General features: G+C 64.3%; 14 protein-coding genes and 1 pseudogene. 10 read left to right on the top strand and 5 right to left on the bottom strand.

The annotated features are described in order from the left end of the window. Positions 1-110: 110 nt before the first annotated feature. On the top strand, positions 111-3,440 hold the full coding sequence (locus ABIG06_RS04215) for an adenylate/guanylate cyclase domain-containing protein (RefSeq protein ID WP_424578076.1): 3,330 nt from the start codon (positions 111-113) through the stop codon (positions 3,438-3,440). Between the two features lie 37 nt (positions 3,441-3,477). Here ABIG06_RS04215 and ABIG06_RS04210 read toward each other — a convergent pair whose 3' ends face one another. Beyond that, a complete protein-coding gene (locus ABIG06_RS04210) occupies positions 3,478-4,701 on the bottom strand; it encodes a polyhydroxyalkanoate depolymerase (RefSeq protein ID WP_370134462.1) in 1,224 nt (407 codons plus the stop codon). 150 nt (positions 4,702-4,851) lie between these two features. Between ABIG06_RS04210 and ABIG06_RS04205 the strand changes: the two genes are divergently transcribed. Next, complete coding sequence (locus ABIG06_RS04205) at positions 4,852-5,508, top strand: glutathione S-transferase family protein (RefSeq protein WP_370134461.1); 657 nt, start codon at positions 4,852-4,854, stop codon at positions 5,506-5,508. 280 nt (positions 5,509-5,788) lie between these two features. Here the strand turns inward: ABIG06_RS04205 and ABIG06_RS04200 are convergent, their stop codons facing one another. Next, a complete protein-coding gene (locus ABIG06_RS04200) occupies positions 5,789-6,013 on the bottom strand; it encodes a hypothetical protein (RefSeq protein ID WP_024339451.1) in 225 nt (74 codons plus the stop codon). 184 nt (positions 6,014-6,197) lie between these two features. Between ABIG06_RS04200 and ABIG06_RS04195 the strand changes: the two genes are divergently transcribed. Further along, the gene (locus tag ABIG06_RS04195) at positions 6,198-6,554 is read left to right on the top strand and encodes a hypothetical protein (protein WP_370134458.1); all 357 of its coding nucleotides are present in this window, start codon (positions 6,198-6,200) and stop codon (positions 6,552-6,554) included. 9 nt (positions 6,555-6,563) lie between these two features. Here ABIG06_RS04195 and ABIG06_RS04190 read toward each other — a convergent pair. After that, a pseudogene (locus ABIG06_RS04190) lies at positions 6,564-7,668 on the bottom strand (mandelate racemase/muconate lactonizing enzyme family protein). Between the two features lie 172 nt (positions 7,669-7,840). Between ABIG06_RS04190 and ABIG06_RS04185 the strand changes: the two are divergent. The 4 genes from ABIG06_RS04185 (at position 7,841) to ABIG06_RS04170 (ending at position 12,233) form a co-directional block, all read left to right on the top strand. Next, positions 7,841-8,686 carry an AraC family transcriptional regulator gene (locus tag ABIG06_RS04185; protein WP_370134454.1) on the top strand — a complete coding sequence of 282 codons (846 nt, stop codon included), beginning with the start codon at positions 7,841-7,843 and terminating at the stop codon, positions 8,684-8,686. Positions 8,687-8,928: 242 nt separating this feature from the next. Continuing rightward, complete coding sequence (locus ABIG06_RS04180; RefSeq protein ID WP_124162577.1) at positions 8,929-9,867, top strand: SMP-30/gluconolactonase/LRE family protein; 939 nt, start codon at positions 8,929-8,931, stop codon at positions 9,865-9,867. 109 nt (positions 9,868-9,976) lie between these two features. Continuing rightward, complete coding sequence (locus ABIG06_RS04175; RefSeq protein WP_370134452.1) at positions 9,977-10,570, top strand: GNAT family N-acetyltransferase; 594 nt, start codon at positions 9,977-9,979, stop codon at positions 10,568-10,570. A 16-nt stretch (positions 10,571-10,586) separates the two neighbouring features. Continuing rightward, positions 10,587-12,233: a GMC family oxidoreductase gene (locus ABIG06_RS04170; protein WP_370134449.1), complete on the top strand. Its 1,647-nt coding sequence runs from the start codon at positions 10,587-10,589 to the stop codon at positions 12,231-12,233. Between the two features lie 358 nt (positions 12,234-12,591). On the opposite strand, the gene ABIG06_RS04165 is transcribed toward ABIG06_RS04170, so the two are convergent. Then, the gene (locus ABIG06_RS04165) at positions 12,592-13,434 is read right to left on the bottom strand and encodes an AAA family ATPase (protein ID WP_024339458.1); all 843 of its coding nucleotides are present in this window, start codon (positions 13,432-13,434) and stop codon (positions 12,592-12,594) included. A 94-nt stretch (positions 13,435-13,528) separates the two neighbouring features. Continuing rightward, on the bottom strand, positions 13,529-13,774 hold the full coding sequence (locus ABIG06_RS04160) for a GlsB/YeaQ/YmgE family stress response membrane protein (protein WP_370134447.1): 246 nt from the start codon (positions 13,772-13,774) through the stop codon (positions 13,529-13,531). 123 nt (positions 13,775-13,897) lie between these two features. Between ABIG06_RS04160 and ABIG06_RS04155 the strand changes: the two genes are divergently transcribed. The 3 genes from ABIG06_RS04155 to sseA all read left to right on the top strand — a co-directional run bounded on the left by ABIG06_RS04155 (position 13,898) and on the right by sseA (position 16,642). After that, on the top strand, positions 13,898-15,073 hold the full coding sequence (locus tag ABIG06_RS04155) for a vWA domain-containing protein (RefSeq protein WP_370134444.1): 1,176 nt from the start codon (positions 13,898-13,900) through the stop codon (positions 15,071-15,073). Positions 15,074-15,281: 208 nt separating this feature from the next. Beyond that, complete coding sequence (locus tag ABIG06_RS04150) at positions 15,282-15,695, top strand: rhodanese-like domain-containing protein (protein ID WP_028179894.1); 414 nt, start codon at positions 15,282-15,284, stop codon at positions 15,693-15,695. A 95-nt stretch (positions 15,696-15,790) separates the two neighbouring features. Beyond that, entirely contained in the window at positions 15,791-16,642 is an 852-nt protein-coding gene (gene sseA / locus ABIG06_RS04145) for a 3-mercaptopyruvate sulfurtransferase (protein ID WP_124162588.1), read from the top strand. Positions 16,643-16,680: the final 38 nt, after the last annotated feature.

Below are 16,680 nucleotides of genomic sequence, written 5' to 3'. Positions count from 1 at the left end.
AAGCCATCGCGCAACAAACAAGACGTGCCATCATGGTGACGTTGGTATATTGTCCCGCGTGCCGTGGTCCAAAATTCTGCTAACCGCCAACCACGCGATCGGTGGAGTCAATGCAGATTGCGGAGTGGCTCGAGAAGCTGGGGCTTGGGCAATACGCAGAGCGTTTTGCCCAAAATGGGATCGACATAGGGGTCCTTCCCGAACTGATGGACGAGGACTTCAGTCAGCTCGGAGTCCTGCTCGGCCATCGCCGCAAAATGTTGCGTGCTATTGCGGACCTCGATCCAGCCGCGTTGATCGCATCGCCCGTTCCTCCTCAGGACGCCGAACGGCGTCACCTCACCGTCATGTTCTGCGATCTGGTCGGCTCGACTGCGCTCTCGGCGCGTCTCGATCCCGAGGACATGTGGGAGGTGATCCGCGCCTACCGCGCCGCCTGTGCGAGCGTTGTTGCTGCTTATGATGGCAGGATAGCCCGGTTCGTCGGTGACGGAATACTGGTCTATTTCGGCTATCCCCGCGCCCACGAGGATGATGCGGAACGGGCGGTGCGAGCGGGCCTCGACACGATCTCTGCGGTTGGGCAACTCAACACAGGTGATGGCGAACGGGTTGAACTGCGAATCGCAATCGCAACCGGGCTTGTGGTGGTTGGCGACCTCATCAGCGGAGACGCGTCAGAGGAGCACGGAACGATCGGCGATACACCAAACCTCGCCGCCCGGCTCCAGAGCCTGGCGGAGCCTGGGGTGGTCGTCGTTGCCTCGTCCACGCGCCGGCTGCTGGGAGATCTCTTCACTTTTCGCAATCTCGGCCGCCGCGAGGTCAAGGGAATAGCCGAACCCATCGCGGTCTGGGCGGTCGAGGGGGCGATCGCATCGGAGAGCCGCTTCGAAGCGGTCCGCGCGGCGCGCTCGATCGGTTTTGTCGGTCGCAGGGAAGAGATCGAGTTCACGCTCTCGCGCCAGCGGCTGGCATGGCAGGGACATGGCCAGATGGTGTTGATTTCTGGCGAAGCGGGCATTGGCAAGTCACGCATGGTCGCAACGCTGTCTGAGAGCCCCGCGTTGGAGGCGCACAGGCGGGTGCGATATCAGTGTTCGCCCTACCACACCAACAGCGCGCTCCATCCCTTTGTTGCGCAACTCGAGCGCGCAGCCGGCATCCGCTCTCACGACACGTCAGAGCAAAAGCTCGAAAAGCTCGAGGCAATGCTGGCGCTTGGAACACAGCAAGTCGCCCGAGCGACGCCGCTCATTGCGGCTCTCCTTTCCATTCCAACCGGCGACCGTTATCCGTCGCTCGGTTTGAGCCCGGCGCAACAACGGCGAAAGACATTTGCTGCGCTTCTCGATCAGCTCGAGGGGTTGGCGCGAGAGCAGCCCCTGCTGATTATCTGCGAGGATATGCATTGGGCCGATGCCACGACACTGGAACTGTTCGATCTCGGGGTCGACCGGATCAGGGGGCTGCCGATACTCGTGCTGATGACAGCTCGGCCGGAGTTCGAGCCCTCCTGGTCGGGCCTTGCCAACGTCAGTCTGTTGCGGCTGGACCGGCTGGACCGGCAGGACACGCGCGCGCTGGTCGAGCAGGTGGCGGTTGGGCGCCAGCTCCCACGCGAGATGATGAAGCAGATCATCGACAAGACGGATGGCGTCCCGCTATTCGTCGAAGAACTGACCAAGATGGTGCTGGAGTCCGGAATGCTCGTGGAGGAATCCGGGCGCTATCGCCTCGATAGTCCGCTCCCGCCGCTCGCCATTCCCGCAACGCTGCAGGATTCGCTGATGGCGCGGCTCGACCGGCTGGCTCCGGTCAAAGAGGTGGCGCAAATAGGCGCCGCCATCGGCCGCGAATTTTCGTACGCGCTGCTGAGATATGTGGCGGGACGTGACGATCTGACGCTGGGCGCCGCGCTGGTGCAGCTCGAAGACGCCGAACTGCTGGTGCGTCGCGGAACTCCGCCTGAAGCAAATTATAGCTTCAGGCACGCTCTCGTTCAGGAGGCAGCCTACGAGGGCCTGCTCAAGAGCAAACGGCAGGTACTTCACAAGCGCATCGGTGATGTCCTGCGTGAGAAGTTTCCAGCCGTGGCCGAGACCGAGCCGGAAGTGCTGGCGCACCACTTCACTGAGGCGGGACTGAGCGAGATCGCCCTCGAATGGTGGCGCAAGGCAGGCCAGCAGGCGCTCAAGCGCTCGGCCTATTACGAGGCGATCGCGCATCTCGGCAAGGCGATTGCGGCCGCCGATGAGCTGTCTGATGATCCCGGCCGGATGATGAGCAGGCTGCATCTTCAAATCGATTATGGCCGTGCATTGCGGGGAGGCCTCGGCCATAACGCTCCCGAAACGGTAGCGGCATGGACGCGCGCGCGACGTTTCGCAGCCGGTATCGATGATCCCATTGAACTTGCGCCGGTCCATTCGGGCCTCTTCAATGCCTGCCTGACCCACGGCGAACTCGCTCCAATGCGGGAGCTTGCGGATGCCATCAGGATCGCCGCCGATCGACGGCCAGATTCGCCGGTGGCCGCCGTCGTTGCTCATTGGACTGGCGGCGTTACCTGCTGGTTCGGAGGCGACTACTTGAACGCGCGAACGCATCTCGAGCGGGCGCTGGCGATCTATTGGGCCGAACCGGATCCCGCGACCTTCAGGACTTCGGCGCTGGATCTCCCGTTCGTGATCATGCGATTTCTCGCCCTGGTGCTCTGGCCGCTCGGCACCATCGCTCGCGCGCGCAGGCTAGCCGCGGAAGCGGTGAGTGCTTCAGGAGAAAAGCGGGCGCTTTCCCAGGCCAATGCGCTTGTTCATCGCGCCGTGTTCGACGGACTGTGCGGGGGCATGTTGCAACAGACAGAGACGATCCTGGCGCTCGGTCTCGCGCGCGACCATACGATGCCCCTGTACGTGGCCGCCGGCACCTACCTGAATGGCCTCGCCAAGTGGCGTGCCGGCGACCGAATGGCCGGGCTGGCGGATATGCGTCACGGCTGGACCTTGCTGCACGAGAACGATTGCTACCTCTGCGAACCGTTTTGGGGAATGCATGTCGCTATGGCGGATGCAGAGGTGGGCCAGGTCGAAGCCGGGCTGGAAATCTTGAGCGAATTGATCGCCTGGACGGGACAGTCCGGTCAGCGTTGGCTTGATGCCGAGCTGCACCGCGTCCATGGCGAGCTTTTGTTGCGCCGCAACGCTCCCGACGATGCCGGTGCCGAGAATGCGCTCACGCGAGCGCTGGAAATCGCACGAGGCCAGCAGACGCAGACTTTCGAGCTGCGCAGCGCCGTTGGACTTGCGCGCCTGCACAAGAGGCGTGGTCGAACGGGCGCGGCATCCGAAGTGCTCGCTCCCGTGCTCGCCGAATTCGATGCGGAGCGAAGTCTTCCCGAAGTCGAGGAGGCGAAAGAGCTGCTCAGGCAGGAGCATTGACGATGTGCCGGAACGCCTGCGCGTCAGGGGATGTCGGTCACGAATTCACGTGCACGAAATCCCGCAGCAGCGGATAGATCTCGTTGTTCCAGCGCTTGCCGGAGAACACGCCGTAATGGCCGACGCCGGCCTGCATGTGGTGGACGCGGCGATAGGCGCGGACGCCGGTGCAGAGGTCCTGGGCGGCGAGGGTCTGGCCGATCGAGCAGATGTCGTCCTTCTCGCCCTCGACCGTCATCAGGCCCATGCGGCTGATGGCTTTGGTGTTCACGGGACGGCCGCGATGCATCAGCTTGCCCTGCGGCAAGAGATGCTCCTGGAACACGTCGCGCACCGTCTCGATGTAGAACTCGGCCGGCAGGTCCATCACGGCAAAATATTCGTCGTAGAACGTCTTGATCGTCGCGGTCTTCTCCTTCTCGCCCTTGGCGATGTGGCTGGCGAGGTCGAGATGCTGCTTGATGTGACGCTCGAGATTCATCGAGACGAAGGCGGTGAGCTGCACGAAGCCGGGATAGACTTTCCGCATCGCGCCGCGGCACTGCATCGGCACGTAATTGATCAAATTGCGCTCGAACCATTCAATCGGCTTGCTCTTGGCAAAGTCGTTGACCCTGGTCGGCTGGATCCGCGTGTCGATCGGGCCCGCCATCAGCGTCAGCGTCGCCGGGCGCGAGGGATGGTTGTCCTCGCACATGATCGCCGCGGCCGCGAGCGCCGACACCGAAGGCTGGCAGATCGCGACCATGTGCGGACGCGGACCGAGCTGTCCGAGGAAATCGATCAGGTGCTCAGTGTAGTCGTCGAGCCCGAAGCGGCCCTCGCTGCGCGGAATGTCGCGCGGGTTGTGCCAGTCGGTGATGTAGACGTCGTGGTCCTGGAGCAGTGTCTTCACAGTGCCGCGCAGCAGCGTGGCGAAATGGCCGGACATCGGCGCCACCAGCAGCATGCGCGGCTGCTCGCCGACGCCGTCCTTGCGAAAACGCAGCAGCGAGCCGAACGGCGTCGCGTAGGCGATCTCCTCGGTAACGGCGATCTCGCGGTTGCCGACCATGACACTGTCGATGCCGTAGGCCGGCCGGTCATAGGTCAGAGTGGAGCGCGAGATCAGCTCCAGCGCGGCCGACAGCCGGCCGACCACCTGATCCGACCTGCCCTGCGGCACCAGATTGAGGAATTTGAGTGCCGACGAGGCCCCTGCGCGCCATGGCGCCGTCAGGTCCATGTGGTTTTGAAAGGCCTGATAAAACATCGACATCATGCTGAAACGCCCATCCCGTCCCGTGCTGCCATGCAATAAGGACGCCAGAAGGCAGTCTGGGTCGCCGCAGAATTGGCACGTCGCTTGCTGCTCATGACACGGGAAGCACAGGGCGGGCCGAGCTGAAGTCGGGACCAAGGAAGAGGCCACATGGCGAAGGCGACACTGACCATCAGCAGCAAGAACTACTCGTCCTGGTCGCTGCGTGGCTGGCTGCTGACGAAATTCTCCGGGCTCGATTTCGAGGAGATCGTCACCGCGCCGGACGATCCGTCGGCACGCGCCGAGATTTTGCTGCTGTCGTCCTCGATCCTGGTACCGTGCCTGCGGCACGAGGGTGCCGTAGTCTGGGACACGCTGGCGATCGCCGAATATCTCAACGAGGTGATGCCGGCCGCCGGCCTGCTGCCGGCCGACCGTATCCAGCGCGCCCATTGCCGCTCGATCTCAGGCGAAATTCATTCCGGTTTCACCACGTTGCGCGCCTCGCTGCCGGTCAACCTGAAAGGACACTTTCCCGGCTTCAAGATCTGGTCGCGGGCGCAGGCCGACATCGACCGCGTCTGGTCCATCTGGCGCGACTGTCTGGAGACATCGGGCGGCCCCTTCCTGTTCGGGGCGCAGCGCACCATGGCGGATGCGATGTACGCCCCGGTGGTGACGCGCTTTGTGACCTATGACGTCAAGCTCGAGCCGCGCCTGAAGGCCTATGCCGATACCATCATGGCCATGCCAGAGATGCAGGGATGGATCGCGGCGGCGAAGGAGGAGCCAGCCGAGATCGAGGAGCTCGAGGTCGAATATTAGGCAGGTGTTGCGCGGCCCTGCCTGTTTCGGGGGCGGGGGTCCTCTCGCGGCGGCCTCACCGCGATACCCCTGCCGCGATTAACCTTTCGCGCCGGTGACAGGCCCGGGCTTTCCCGCATAGTGCGCAGATATTGTACGCGCCTGCAGAGCCGCGTCGATATCTAGCCGTGAACAGGTGCGTACACGGCCTCTCGGCTGATTCGGACGCGATTCGTTCGGGCCGCGTTCCGGAGGTTAAGGTGGAGCGCGGCGCCGTCGCATTTTGAAACAGAGACCGCTCTCAGGCGGCCCCGCGCTGCTTCACGCGCGGCAAGCGCCAGCCGATGACAGTTGCTTCGACAGCAATGCCGGCCTCGTGGTTCTGCCAGCGTCCCTCGACGTAGCGGCAGGCGAACGGAAGCTGATATGTTCCGCTGTGATCCTCGCAGAGCACTTCGAGTGGCAGGCCCGGCGGTGGTTCTCCGGCTCCGTCGAATTCCGCCAAACGTCTGTCGCGCGTTGCCATTCCAAAAATCTCCCCTAAACAAAGCCGCGGAAAGAGCGCCCACTTCCTCCGCGTGCGGATCATCGTTCCCCGTCCAAGGGAACGGACGCAAGCTCAACGCGAGAATGCGGTACGAGTGTGGTAGCGTCGCGCTGCGCCGCGCAAACAGCGCACATTGCCGTGATCGATTGGACGAGGAACTTTCATGCTGCTTCGAAACGCCGGCATTTGTTTCGCGATATTGCTGCTCGCAGCGCTGGCGCCGTTGCCGCTTCGCGCGCAGGACGTGCCCGGCATCGAGATCTGCACGGTCGAGAAGACCATGGAGCGTCGCACCAGCTGTCTCCAGAGCAACGTCGATTTCCTGCAGAAGACGATCAACAAGCTCACCCTCGATCATCAGCAGAAGCTGGACGCGGCGGGTCGCCAGATCGACGCGTTGAAGACGGCCATCGCCGGCCTGCAGAAGACGCTTCTCGATCTTCAGGCCGCGCAGGCGAAGACCACCGAGGATCTGAAGAAGAAGCCGGACGCGCCGCCGGCGAAGGACGCAACGAAATAGGCGCGCCGATCACGTCACGCGATAGCGCTCCATCACGCCACGATCGGGCTCATAGCCGAGCCCGGGCCCCGAGGGCACCGCAACATGGCCGCTTGCATCGACATCGGCGCGGCCGCCCCAGAGGCAGGCTTCGCGTTTCAGGTAGAACATCTCGACCAGTCCCTCGTCGCGCGTTGCGAGCAGATGCAGCGTCGCCAGCAGCCCCGGACCGAAGTAAGGAGAGTGCGGGACGATCTTGACGCCGAGGCGATCGGCCAGGCCTGCGACCTTCTGGAATTCCGTGATGCCGCCGACCTTGATGACCGAGGGCTGGGCGTGGCTCACCGCGCCCGCGTCCATCATCTGGCGGAATTGATATTCGGTGCAGGCATTCTCGCCGGCGGCGATGCCGAGCCCGCCCCTTGCTGCGGACGTCGGCGAGCGTGGCAAAGTCTTCCGGTGGCCAGACCGGCTCCTCCAGAAACATCGGCTGTGCCTCCCGGCATGTTTTCGCGAACGCGATCGCCTGCTCGCCCGTCAGGGGGCAGTTCATGTCGACCATCAGCGGAATGGCTGGCCCGATCGCCTCGCGCGCGGCGAATACTGCCGGCGCCGTGGTCTCGTGCAGCTTGATCGCGCCATAGCCGAGCGCCAGCGCCTTCCTGCATTCGTCGGCGATATTGCCGGGCGAGCCGATCCGCAAGAGGCTCGCGTAAGCCGGAATCGCCGTGCGCCTGATCTCGCCGAGCAAACGATGCAGCGGCACGCCTTCGGCCTTCGCGGCCAGGTCCCACAATGCGATATCGAGCCCGGAGATCGCGAACATGGTGATGCCGTAGCGGCCGAACAGATGCAGATTGCGCTGGATCTGTTCCATCATCGCGGGAATGCCGGCAGCATCCGGCACCTTCATCCCGCGGGCCTGCGGCGCGATCATCTCCTCGACGGCGCTGCGCGTGGTGCGGGGGCAGACATAGGCGAAGGCATCGCCCCAGCCGGTCAGCCCGGAATCGGTCGTGACCTCGACGAGCACCATGTCGAGCGCGGAAATCGCGGAAGCACCCTGGCGGAAGTTTGCGACACCGGCGTCATAGGGGATGCGGACATGATGCGCCCGCACATCGGTGATCTCCATGACCCGGTTCCTCTTTCTCGTGAGCGGTTTCAACGAGTGTAGCCACGAACGCGGGGGCGTTGCCAGTGGCGATTGCCGGACTATCCTCATGCGAAGGACAGCAATGCCGGTCAAGCAGAGCGCTGCTGAGCGGCGCATCATCGCCGCGCTTCGAACGAGAGCCTGAACCGCCATGAATCCAGCCCAGCGCGCGCTCTGGTATATCGAGAGCCATCTGGCCGAGCCGATGACGCTCGACGAGATCGCGGCGATCTCCGGCGTGTCGCGGTTCCACATCGTGCGTGCGTTTGCCGCAGCCACCGGTCTGCCGGTGATGCGTTACGTGCGCGCGCGCCGGCTGACGGAGGCCGCGCGCAGTCTTGCAAAGGGCGCACCTGACATCCTGTCACTGGCCCTGGAGGCCGACTACGGCTCGCACGAAGCCTTCACCCGCGCGTTCCGCGACCATTTCGGCACAACGCCCGAAGCGGTGAGAGCGGCAACGTGCGTCAGCCAGCTCAAGCTTCAGGAGCCCATCCTCATGAACTCCACCATGCTCGACCATCTTGCCCCACCGCGTTTCGAGACGGCAAAGGCCTTCCTGGTCGCCGGCCCCGCCGAGCGCATCTCCTGCGACAACGGCGCCGTGATCCCCGGCCTGTGGCACCGCTTCAATCAGGAGGTCGCCGACATCCCCGCGCGGGTCGGCCAAGGAAAAATTCAAGTCGCCTACGGCGTCTGCTGCAACGGCGATGATGCCGGCAATTTCGACTACATAGCCGGGGTCGAGGTCGCCGATTTCTCCGACCTGCCGCGCCGCTTCGGCCGCATCCGCATTCCCGAGCAGCGCTATGCTGTGTTCACGCATGCCGAGCACGTCGCTTCGATCCGACGCACCGTGAACACGATCTGGAATCAGTGGCTGCCGGTATCCGGGCTCGGAGCCGCGGACGCACCGAATTTCGAGCGCTACGATGAGGCGTTCGATCCTGCAACCGGCAATGGCGGTTTCGAGATCTGGCTGCCGGTGAGGGAATAGCACGATCCGGACCCGAAGGGCCGCGTCAGCGCGAAGTGTGCGGCGGTTTCCCGAAGGGATCATGCTCGAGCGATAAGGCAAAGCGCGATGATCCTCATCGCGCTTTGCAGCGCAACGCTGGCATACCATCCCGCTTGCTTGGCAAGCCGAGGCGACTTTGTCATAACCGCGGGCAAATCTTGCGTATGGGGCCCGTGCCGGACATCCCGTGCAAGCCATAACAAGCAGCCGGGAGGGTCCCAATGTCGAATGCCACGGCCAACATCCGCGTTCTCGCCACCGACCTCGAATTTCCTGAAGGCCCCGTCGTGATGCCGGACGGCTCGGTGGTGCTGGTGGAGATCCGCGGCCAGCGCCTGACCCGCGTCTATCCCGACGGCCGCAAGGAGATCGTCGCCAAGGTGCCCGGTGGCCCCAACGGCGCCGCGCTCGGCCCCGACGGCAAGATGTACATCTGCAACAATGGCGGCTTCTCCTGGATCCCGACCCGCAACATGATCATGCCGGGCCCGCAGCCCGACGATTATCTCGGCGGCTCGATCCAGCGCGTCGATTTGCAGACGGGCAAGGTCGAAACCGTCGTAACCAAATGCGGCGCGCATGATCTGCGCGGGCCGAACGACCTCGTCTTCGACAGGCAGGGCGGCCTCTGGTTCTCCGATCTCGGCAAGCGCCGTGCGCGCGAGATGGACGTCGGCGGCATGTATTACCTCAAGCCCGGCATGAGCGAGATCGTGGAGGTCGTGCACGGGATCCTGCCGGCCAACGGTATCGGTCTCTCGCCGGACGAGAACACCGTCTACATCGCGGAGACGCCGACGGGGCGGCTTTGGGCCTATGAACTCTCCGCGCCGGGCACGCTCAAGCCGCGCGACGTAATCTACCGCGGCGAGCGGGGGAAGCCGATCTGCGGCCTCGGCGGCTACCAGATGTTCGATTCGCTCGCGGTGGAGGGAGGCGGCAATGTCTGCGTCGCCACCCTCGTCTCCGGCTGCATCTCGGTGATCGCGCCTGACGGCACCCTGGTCGAGCAGGTTCCGACCGGCGACCGCGTCACCACCAACATCGCCTTCGGCGGTCCCGAGTTGAAGACCGCCTACATCACGCTGTCGGGCAAGGGCGAGCTCGTCGCCATGGACTGGCCGCGCGGTGGTTTGCCGTTGAATTTTTTGAACAAGTGAGCCAAGCCGTCATTGCGAGGAGCGAAGCGACGAAGCCATCCAGACTGCCTCCGCGGTAAGATTCTGGATTGCTTCGCTTCGCTCGCAATGACAACGGAGAGAGACCTCGATGCCCTGGCCCGACCCCATCACCCTGCGCGGACAGCACGCCCGTCTGGAGCCGCTGTCGCATGATCATCGCGAGGGGCTGGTCGCGGCCGTCAAGGACGGCGAGTTGTCGAAGCTCTGGTACACCGCGATCCCGCTGCCGGAGAACATGGGCAAGGAGATCGACCGCCGCTTAGGCCTGCAGGCCGCGGGCTCGATGCTGCCCTTCACCGTGTTCGATGTCGGCGGCCGGATCGTCGGCATGACCACCTACATGAACATCGATGCCGCCAACCGCCGCGTCGAGATCGGCTCGACCTGGTATGGCAAGAGCGCGCAGCGCGGCCCACTCAACACGCAGTGCAAGCTGCTGCTGCTGCGCCATGCCTTCGAGACGCTGAACTGCATCGCGGTCGAGTTCCGCACGCACTTCTTCAACCACCAGAGCCGCCGCGCCATCGAACGCCTGGGCGCCAAGCAGGACGGCATTCTGCGCAGCCATCAGATCGCGCCGAACGGCACGCTGCGCGACACCGTGGTCTACAGCATCACCGCCGCCGAATGGCCGACGGTACAGGCGCATCTGGAATTTCAACTCAACGACAAGCCGCGCTAGGAGCGGCCGAGGCACCATGGATAGATTTGATTATGTGATCGTCGGCGCCGGCTCCGCCGGTTGCGTGCTCACCAGCCGCCTCAGCGAGGACCCGAACACCAGCGTCTGCGTGCTCGAGGCGGGCCCGAGGGATTGGCACCCCTACATCCATTTGCCGGCGGGCTTCATCAAGACCTTCCACATGAAGAGCATCAACTGGGCCTACCAGCAGGAGCCGGGGCCCTGGACCGGCGGGCGCAGCATCTACGCGCCGCGCGGCAAGACGCTCGGCGGCTCGTCCTCGATCAATGGCCATATCTACAATCGCGGCCAGCGCATGGATTTCGATACCTGGGCGCAGATGGGCAATCGCGGCTGGGGCTATGCCGATGTGCTGCCGTACTTCCGGCGGCTGGAGAAGCGCGTCGGCGAGGGCGAGGACACTTATCGCGGCCGCGAGGGCGGCCTCACGGTCACCACCATGGACTGGCGCGATCCGCTCTGCGAGGCCTTCATGGAGGGCGCGGTCTCGCTCGGCATTCCCCGCAACCCCGATTATAACGGCAAGACCCAGGAAGGCGTCTCCTACTGCCAGCGCACCATCAACAACGGCCTGCGCGTCTCCGCGGCCACCGCGTTCCTCAAGCCGGCGATGAAGCGGCCGAACGTGCATGTGCACACCCATGCGCACGCGACCGAGATCATCTTCGAGGGCAAGCGCGCCGTCGGCGTGCGCTATATGAAGGGAGGCCGTGACGGTCATCCTGTCGAGGTGCGCGCCAACAAGGAGGTGATCCTCTCCGGCGGCAGCTATAATTCGCCGCAGCTCTTGCAGCTCTCCGGCGTCGGCTCGCCGGATCTGCTGCAGCAGCACGGCATCGCGGTACGTCACGCGCTCCCCGTCGGCGAAGGCCTGCAGGACCATTACGCCCCGCGCACGGTGGCGCGGGTGAAGGACATCAAGACCATCAACGAGCTCCGCCGCGGCCTCTCGCTCTGGGTCGAGGCACTGAAATGGGCGACCGCGCGCCGCGGCCTGCTGTCGCTGTCGCCGACCATGGTCTATTGCTTCTGGCATTCCGGCGAGAGCGCCGAGAGCTCCGACCTCCAGCTCACCTTCACGCCCGCAAGCTACAAGGAGGGCGTGCAGGGCCAGCTCGAGGACGAGCCCGGCATGACCGTGGCCTCCTGGCAGCAGCGCCCCGAGAGCCGCGGTTACGTCCGCATCCGCTCAAGCGATCCATTCGCGCCGCCGATCATCCAGACCAACTATCTCGATGCCGAGCTCGACCGCCGCGTCATCGTCGGCGGCATGAAGCTCGCGCGGAGGCTTTTGAAGTCCGCTCCGCTCTCGCCCTATTACGCCTACGAGGATTTCCCCGGCCCCAACGTCAACACCGACGACGAATTCCTGGCAGCCGCTACCCAGCGCGGCACCACCACCTTCCATCCCGGCTGCACCTGCCGCATGGGTCCGGCGGACTCCACCTGGGCCGTGGTCGACGACCAGCTCCGCGTCCACGGCCTCGAAGGCCTCCGCGTCATCGACGCCTCCGTCATGCCCCGCATGATCTCGGCGAATTTGAATGCGTCGACGATGATGATCGCCGACCGCGCCTCGGACCTGATCCGCGGCAAGCAGCCGATGGAAGCCGCACGGATTCCGGATACGGCGGTGGCGTGAGAAGCCGATCTGCGTGGGTGGGTTAGCTAGGGCAGCGCGAAGCGCAGTCCGCTGGCGTAACCCACCGCTTCTGCCGATGCAGAAACGAAAGAGGTGGGTTTCGCTGCGCTCTACCCACCCAGGCGATCCGCACGCGCAAAAACGCCGCCATTTATGGTTGCTACGAAGATCGACGCCGATGCTTGCAATGACGATGTGGAGGCAGGCTCGCGCCGCGTTCCGCTCTCGTGCCCCGGACGCAGCGCAGCGTCCCTTTGACGGCGCGCTGCAGAGCCGGGACCCATGTCTCCGAGCAAGCCTTGTCTCGGCTCAGCGCAGCAGCGTTGCACGCTGCAGCGCGTCCGGGACACGGAAGCCCCTACACTTCCCGTCGGCTCAAAAACGCTAGGCGCTCGAACAGATGCACGTCCTGCTCGTTCTTGAGCAGCGCGCCGTGCAGCGGCGGGATCAGTTTGCGCGGGTCGCGCTCGCGCAGTTGCTCGGCGCTCATATCTTCGTTGAGCAGCAGCTTGAGCCAGTCCAAGAGCTCGGAGGTCGACGGCTTCTTCTTCAGCCCGGGCACCTCGCGCACCTCGAAGAAGATGCGCAAGGCTTCCTCGACCAGGCGCTTCTTGATGCCGGGGAAGTGGACGTCGACGATGCGACCCATCGTGTCGGCGTCGGGGAACTTGATGTAATGGAAGAAGCAGCGGCGCAGGAAGGCGTCCGGCAGCTCCTTCTCGTTGTTGGAGGTGATCATCATGATCGGGCGCTGCTTCGCCTTGATCGTCTCGCCGGTCTCGTAGACATGGAATTCCATGCGGTCGAGTTCGAGCAGCAAGTCGTTGGGGAATTCGATGTCGGCCTTGTCGATCTCGTCGATCAGGAGCACCGGGCGCTGCTCGGCCGTGAAGGCCTCCCACAGCTTGCCGCGCTTGATGTAGTTCTTGATGTCGGACACGCGGGCATCGCCGAGCTGGCTGTCGCGCAGGCGCGACACCGCGTCGTATTCATAGAGGCCCTGCTGCGCCTTGGTGGTGGACTTGATGTGCCAGGTGAGCAGCGGCGCGTTCAGCGCCTTCGCCACTTCCTCCGCCAGCACCGTCTTGCCGGTGCCGGGCTCGCCCTTCACCAGGAGCGGGCGCTCGAGCACGATCGAGGCATTGACGGCGACCTTGAGATCGTCGGTCGCAACATAGTCCTTGGTGCCGGTAAACTTCATCGCGCGTCCTTGTTGGTCGTCGTCGTGAGGCAATGCCTTGGTCACGACAAGCGAACGGCCGCGCATCGCGGCCGTTCCTGGTTCGGTCAGGCTTTCAGACCCGTTTTATCAGCGAAAGGATGACGAGCACAATCACCGCGCCGATCGTGGCGTCCACGATGGCACCGACCGTGCCGGTGGCGAGCTGGATGTGGAGCTGGGGCAGCACCCAGCTCGCAACCAGTGCGCCGATGATGCCGACGACGATGTTGCCGACCAGTCCAAATCCCGCCCCGTGGACAATCTTGCCCGCGAGCCAGCCGGCGATGGCACCGATGATGAGTGCTGCGAGAATTCCCATTGGAAACGTCCCCCAAACAACCCCTTGATGTCGCCAATTCTAGAGCAAAAAGCCTGCCGGTCCAGCGTCCCGCGGCGGTCTACGCCCCTTGACGTTCGCCACCCGACGGGCAATCTGTCTTCCATGTTCCTGCAATTCTTCACCTCTCTGCGCGACGCGCAGGTCCCCGTGACGCTGCGCGAATACCTCACGCTGATGGAGGCGCTCGACGCTGACCTCGCGGATTACACGGTCGAAAATTTCTACTACCTGTCGCGCGCCTCCCTGGTGAAGGACGAGCGCAACCTCGACAAGTTCGACCGCGTCTTCGGCACGGTGTTCAAGGAGCTGGAAAGCCTGCTCGAGGCCATGGACAAGGCGGAGATCCCCGAGGAGTGGCTGAAGAAGCTCGCGGAAAAGTACCTGACGGAAGAAGAGAAGAAGCAGATCGAGGCCATGGGCTGGGACAAGCTCATGGAGACCCTGAAGAAGCGCCTCGAGGAGCAGAAAGGCCGTCACCAGGGCGGCTCGAAATGGATCGGCACCGCCGGCACCTCGCCGTTCGGCGCCCACGGCTACAATCCCGAAGGCGTGCGCATCGGCCAGGAGAAGAACCGCAACAACCGCGCCGTGAAGGTGTGGGACAAGCGCGAGTTCAAGGATCTCGACGGCAATGTCGAGCTCGGCATCCGTAACATCAAGGTGGCGCTGCGCCGCCTGCGCAAGTTCGCGCGCACCGGCGCGCCGGACGAGCTCGACCTCGACACCACCATCCGCGAGACCGCCAATCACGGCTATCTCGACGTGCACATGCGCCCCGAGCGGCGCAACGCAGTGAAGCTGCTGGTGTTCTTCGACATCGGCGGCTCGATGGACGCGCATATCGAGCAGGTCGAGGAGCTGTTCTCGGCGGCGAAGAGCGAGTTCAAGCACATGGAGTATTTCTACTTCCACAACTGCCTCTATGAAGGCGTGTGGAAGCAGAACAAGCGCCGCTTCACCGACCGCACGCCGACCTGGGACGTGCTGCACAAATATCCGCACGACTACAAGGTCGTGTTCGTCGGCGACGCCTCGATGTCGCCTTACGAGATCATGGTGCCGGGCGGCTCGGTCGAGCACGTCAACGAGGAGCCCGGCTCGGTCTGGCTCGACCGCATCATCCGCACCTATCCGCACACGGTGTGGCTGAACCCGGTGCAGCAAAAGCACTGGGACTATTCGGAATCCACCACCATCATCAAGCGCATCTTCGCCAACCGGATGTATCCGATCACGATCGAGGGGCTCGAAGGTGCGATGAAGGAATTGACGCATTGATGCACGAGTGAGCGGCGACGGGACTGCGCTCCCTCCCCGCCTGCGGGGGAGGGTTGGGGAGAGTGTTCTCTCCACGAGCGACGTCCCCCGAGAGGAGAGAGCCCTCACCCGCGTAGCTTCGCTCCGCGACCTCTCCCGCAAGCGGGAGAGGTGACCTCCACATCCGGCAGTTCGCCCGGGACGTCGACGTAACAAGAGGGAGAACCATATGCCCCAGACCATCACCCGCGGCATCAAGGCGCTGATCGACGAGGCCAATGCCGAGATCGAAACGCTCACAGCCAAGGACGCGATCGAGATCTCCAAGAACGGCGACGTCGTCATCGTCGACATCCGCGACCCCCGCGAAATCGAGCGCGACGGCCGCATTCCTGGCGCCTTCGCCTGCACTCGCGGCATGCTGGAATTCTGGATCGATCCGCAGAGCCCCTACGCCAAGCCGATCTTCCAGGAGGACAAGAAGTTCGTGTTCCACTGCGCCGGCGGCTTGCGCTCCGCGCTCGCGGCCAAGACCGCGCAGGACATGGGCCTCAAACCCGTCGCCCACATCGCCGGCGGCTACGCCGCCTGGCGCGACGCCGGCGGGCCCACGGAGAAGTGGGAGCCGAAGAAGAAGGGGTAACTTGTCACACGCGGGCTTGACCCGCGCGTCCATCATTTCAAGAAGGATGGATTGCCGGGGCAAGCCCGGCAATGACGCCTGGAGAGTACAGACGCATGACAACCGACCCTCTCGTCTCCACCGAATGGCTCGCCGCGCACATGGGCGACGCCAACGTCAAGCTCCTCGATGCCAGCTTCAAGCTGCCGGGCGTGCTGCCGCTGCCGAAGGACGACTACCTCGCTGCGCATCTGCCGGGCGCGGTGTTCTTCGACGTCGATGCGGTGTCGGATCATTCCAACCCGCTGCCGCACATGTTTCCGAGCGCGGAGCAGTTCGGCCGCGACGTCGGCAATCTCGGTATCTCCAATGCCGATACCGTCGTGCTCTACGATGCCGGCGGCTGGGTCGCCGCGCCCCGCGCGTGGTGGATGTTCCTGTCCTATGGCCACGGCAATGTGCGCATCCTCAATGGCGGCCTCAAGAAGTGGCGCGCCGAGGGCCGCCCGGTCGAGAGCGGTGAGGTCAAGCCGAAGCCTGCGACATTCAAGGCCAGCTACGATTCAAAACGCGTGCGCAGCATGCAGCAGCTGATCGCCAATGTCGAAAACCGCAAGGAGCAGGTGATCGATGCGCGCGCCGCCGACCGTTTCGAGGGCCGCGCGCCGGAGCCGCGTCCGGGCATCCGCTCCGGCCACATCCCCGGCGCTCGCAACGTGCCCTACAACCTGCTGTTCGATGCCGCGACCGGCGAGATGAAGCCGCTCGATGAGCTCCGCGCCGCCTTCACGGCCGCTGGCGTCAAGCTCGATGCGCCGATCGTGACCAGCTGCGGCTCGGGCGTATCGGCCGGCGTGCTGACGCTCGCGCTCTATCGCCTCGGCATCACCGACACCGCGCTCTATGACGGCTCGTGGTCGGAATGGGGCCAGGCCGGCGGCCCGCCGATCGCGACGGGGCCGGCGTAGCCTCGCCGCTTCCACATCGTCATGGCCGGGCTTGACCC

Source organism: Bradyrhizobium sp. USDA 326, from assembly GCF_049739485.1.
Classification (GTDB): Bacteria; Pseudomonadota; Alphaproteobacteria; order Rhizobiales; family Xanthobacteraceae; genus Bradyrhizobium.
Note: the sequence above shows the minus strand (reverse complement) of the source record. Positions and strands in the feature narration are given on the sequence as shown.

Bases quoted from the DNA above. Each gene is read 5' to 3' on its own strand.
- ABIG06_RS04215 (WP_424578076.1), top strand. From the start codon at position 111: ATGCAGATTGCGGAGTGGCTCGAGAAGCTGGGGCTTGGGCAATACGCA.
- ABIG06_RS04210 (WP_370134462.1), bottom strand. From the start codon at position 4,701: ATGATGTCGATGTTTTATCAGGCCTTTCAAAACCACATGGACCTGACG.
- ABIG06_RS04205 (WP_370134461.1), top strand. From the start codon at position 4,852: ATGGCGAAGGCGACACTGACCATCAGCAGCAAGAACTACTCGTCCTGG.
- ABIG06_RS04200 (WP_024339451.1), bottom strand. From the start codon at position 6,013: ATGGCAACGCGCGACAGACGTTTGGCGGAATTCGACGGAGCCGGAGAA.
- ABIG06_RS04195 (WP_370134458.1), top strand. From the start codon at position 6,198: ATGCTGCTTCGAAACGCCGGCATTTGTTTCGCGATATTGCTGCTCGCA.
- ABIG06_RS04185 (WP_370134454.1), top strand. From the start codon at position 7,841: ATGAATCCAGCCCAGCGCGCGCTCTGGTATATCGAGAGCCATCTGGCC.
- ABIG06_RS04180 (WP_124162577.1), top strand. From the start codon at position 8,929: ATGTCGAATGCCACGGCCAACATCCGCGTTCTCGCCACCGACCTCGAA.
- ABIG06_RS04175 (WP_370134452.1), top strand. From the start codon at position 9,977: ATGCCCTGGCCCGACCCCATCACCCTGCGCGGACAGCACGCCCGTCTG.
- ABIG06_RS04170 (WP_370134449.1), top strand. From the start codon at position 10,587: ATGGATAGATTTGATTATGTGATCGTCGGCGCCGGCTCCGCCGGTTGC.
- ABIG06_RS04165 (WP_024339458.1), bottom strand. From the start codon at position 13,434: ATGAAGTTTACCGGCACCAAGGACTATGTTGCGACCGACGATCTCAAG.
- ABIG06_RS04160 (WP_370134447.1), bottom strand. From the start codon at position 13,774: ATGGGAATTCTCGCAGCACTCATCATCGGTGCCATCGCCGGCTGGCTC.
- ABIG06_RS04155 (WP_370134444.1), top strand. From the start codon at position 13,898: ATGTTCCTGCAATTCTTCACCTCTCTGCGCGACGCGCAGGTCCCCGTG.
- ABIG06_RS04150 (WP_028179894.1), top strand. From the start codon at position 15,282: ATGCCCCAGACCATCACCCGCGGCATCAAGGCGCTGATCGACGAGGCC.
- sseA (WP_124162588.1), top strand. From the start codon at position 15,791: ATGACAACCGACCCTCTCGTCTCCACCGAATGGCTCGCCGCGCACATG.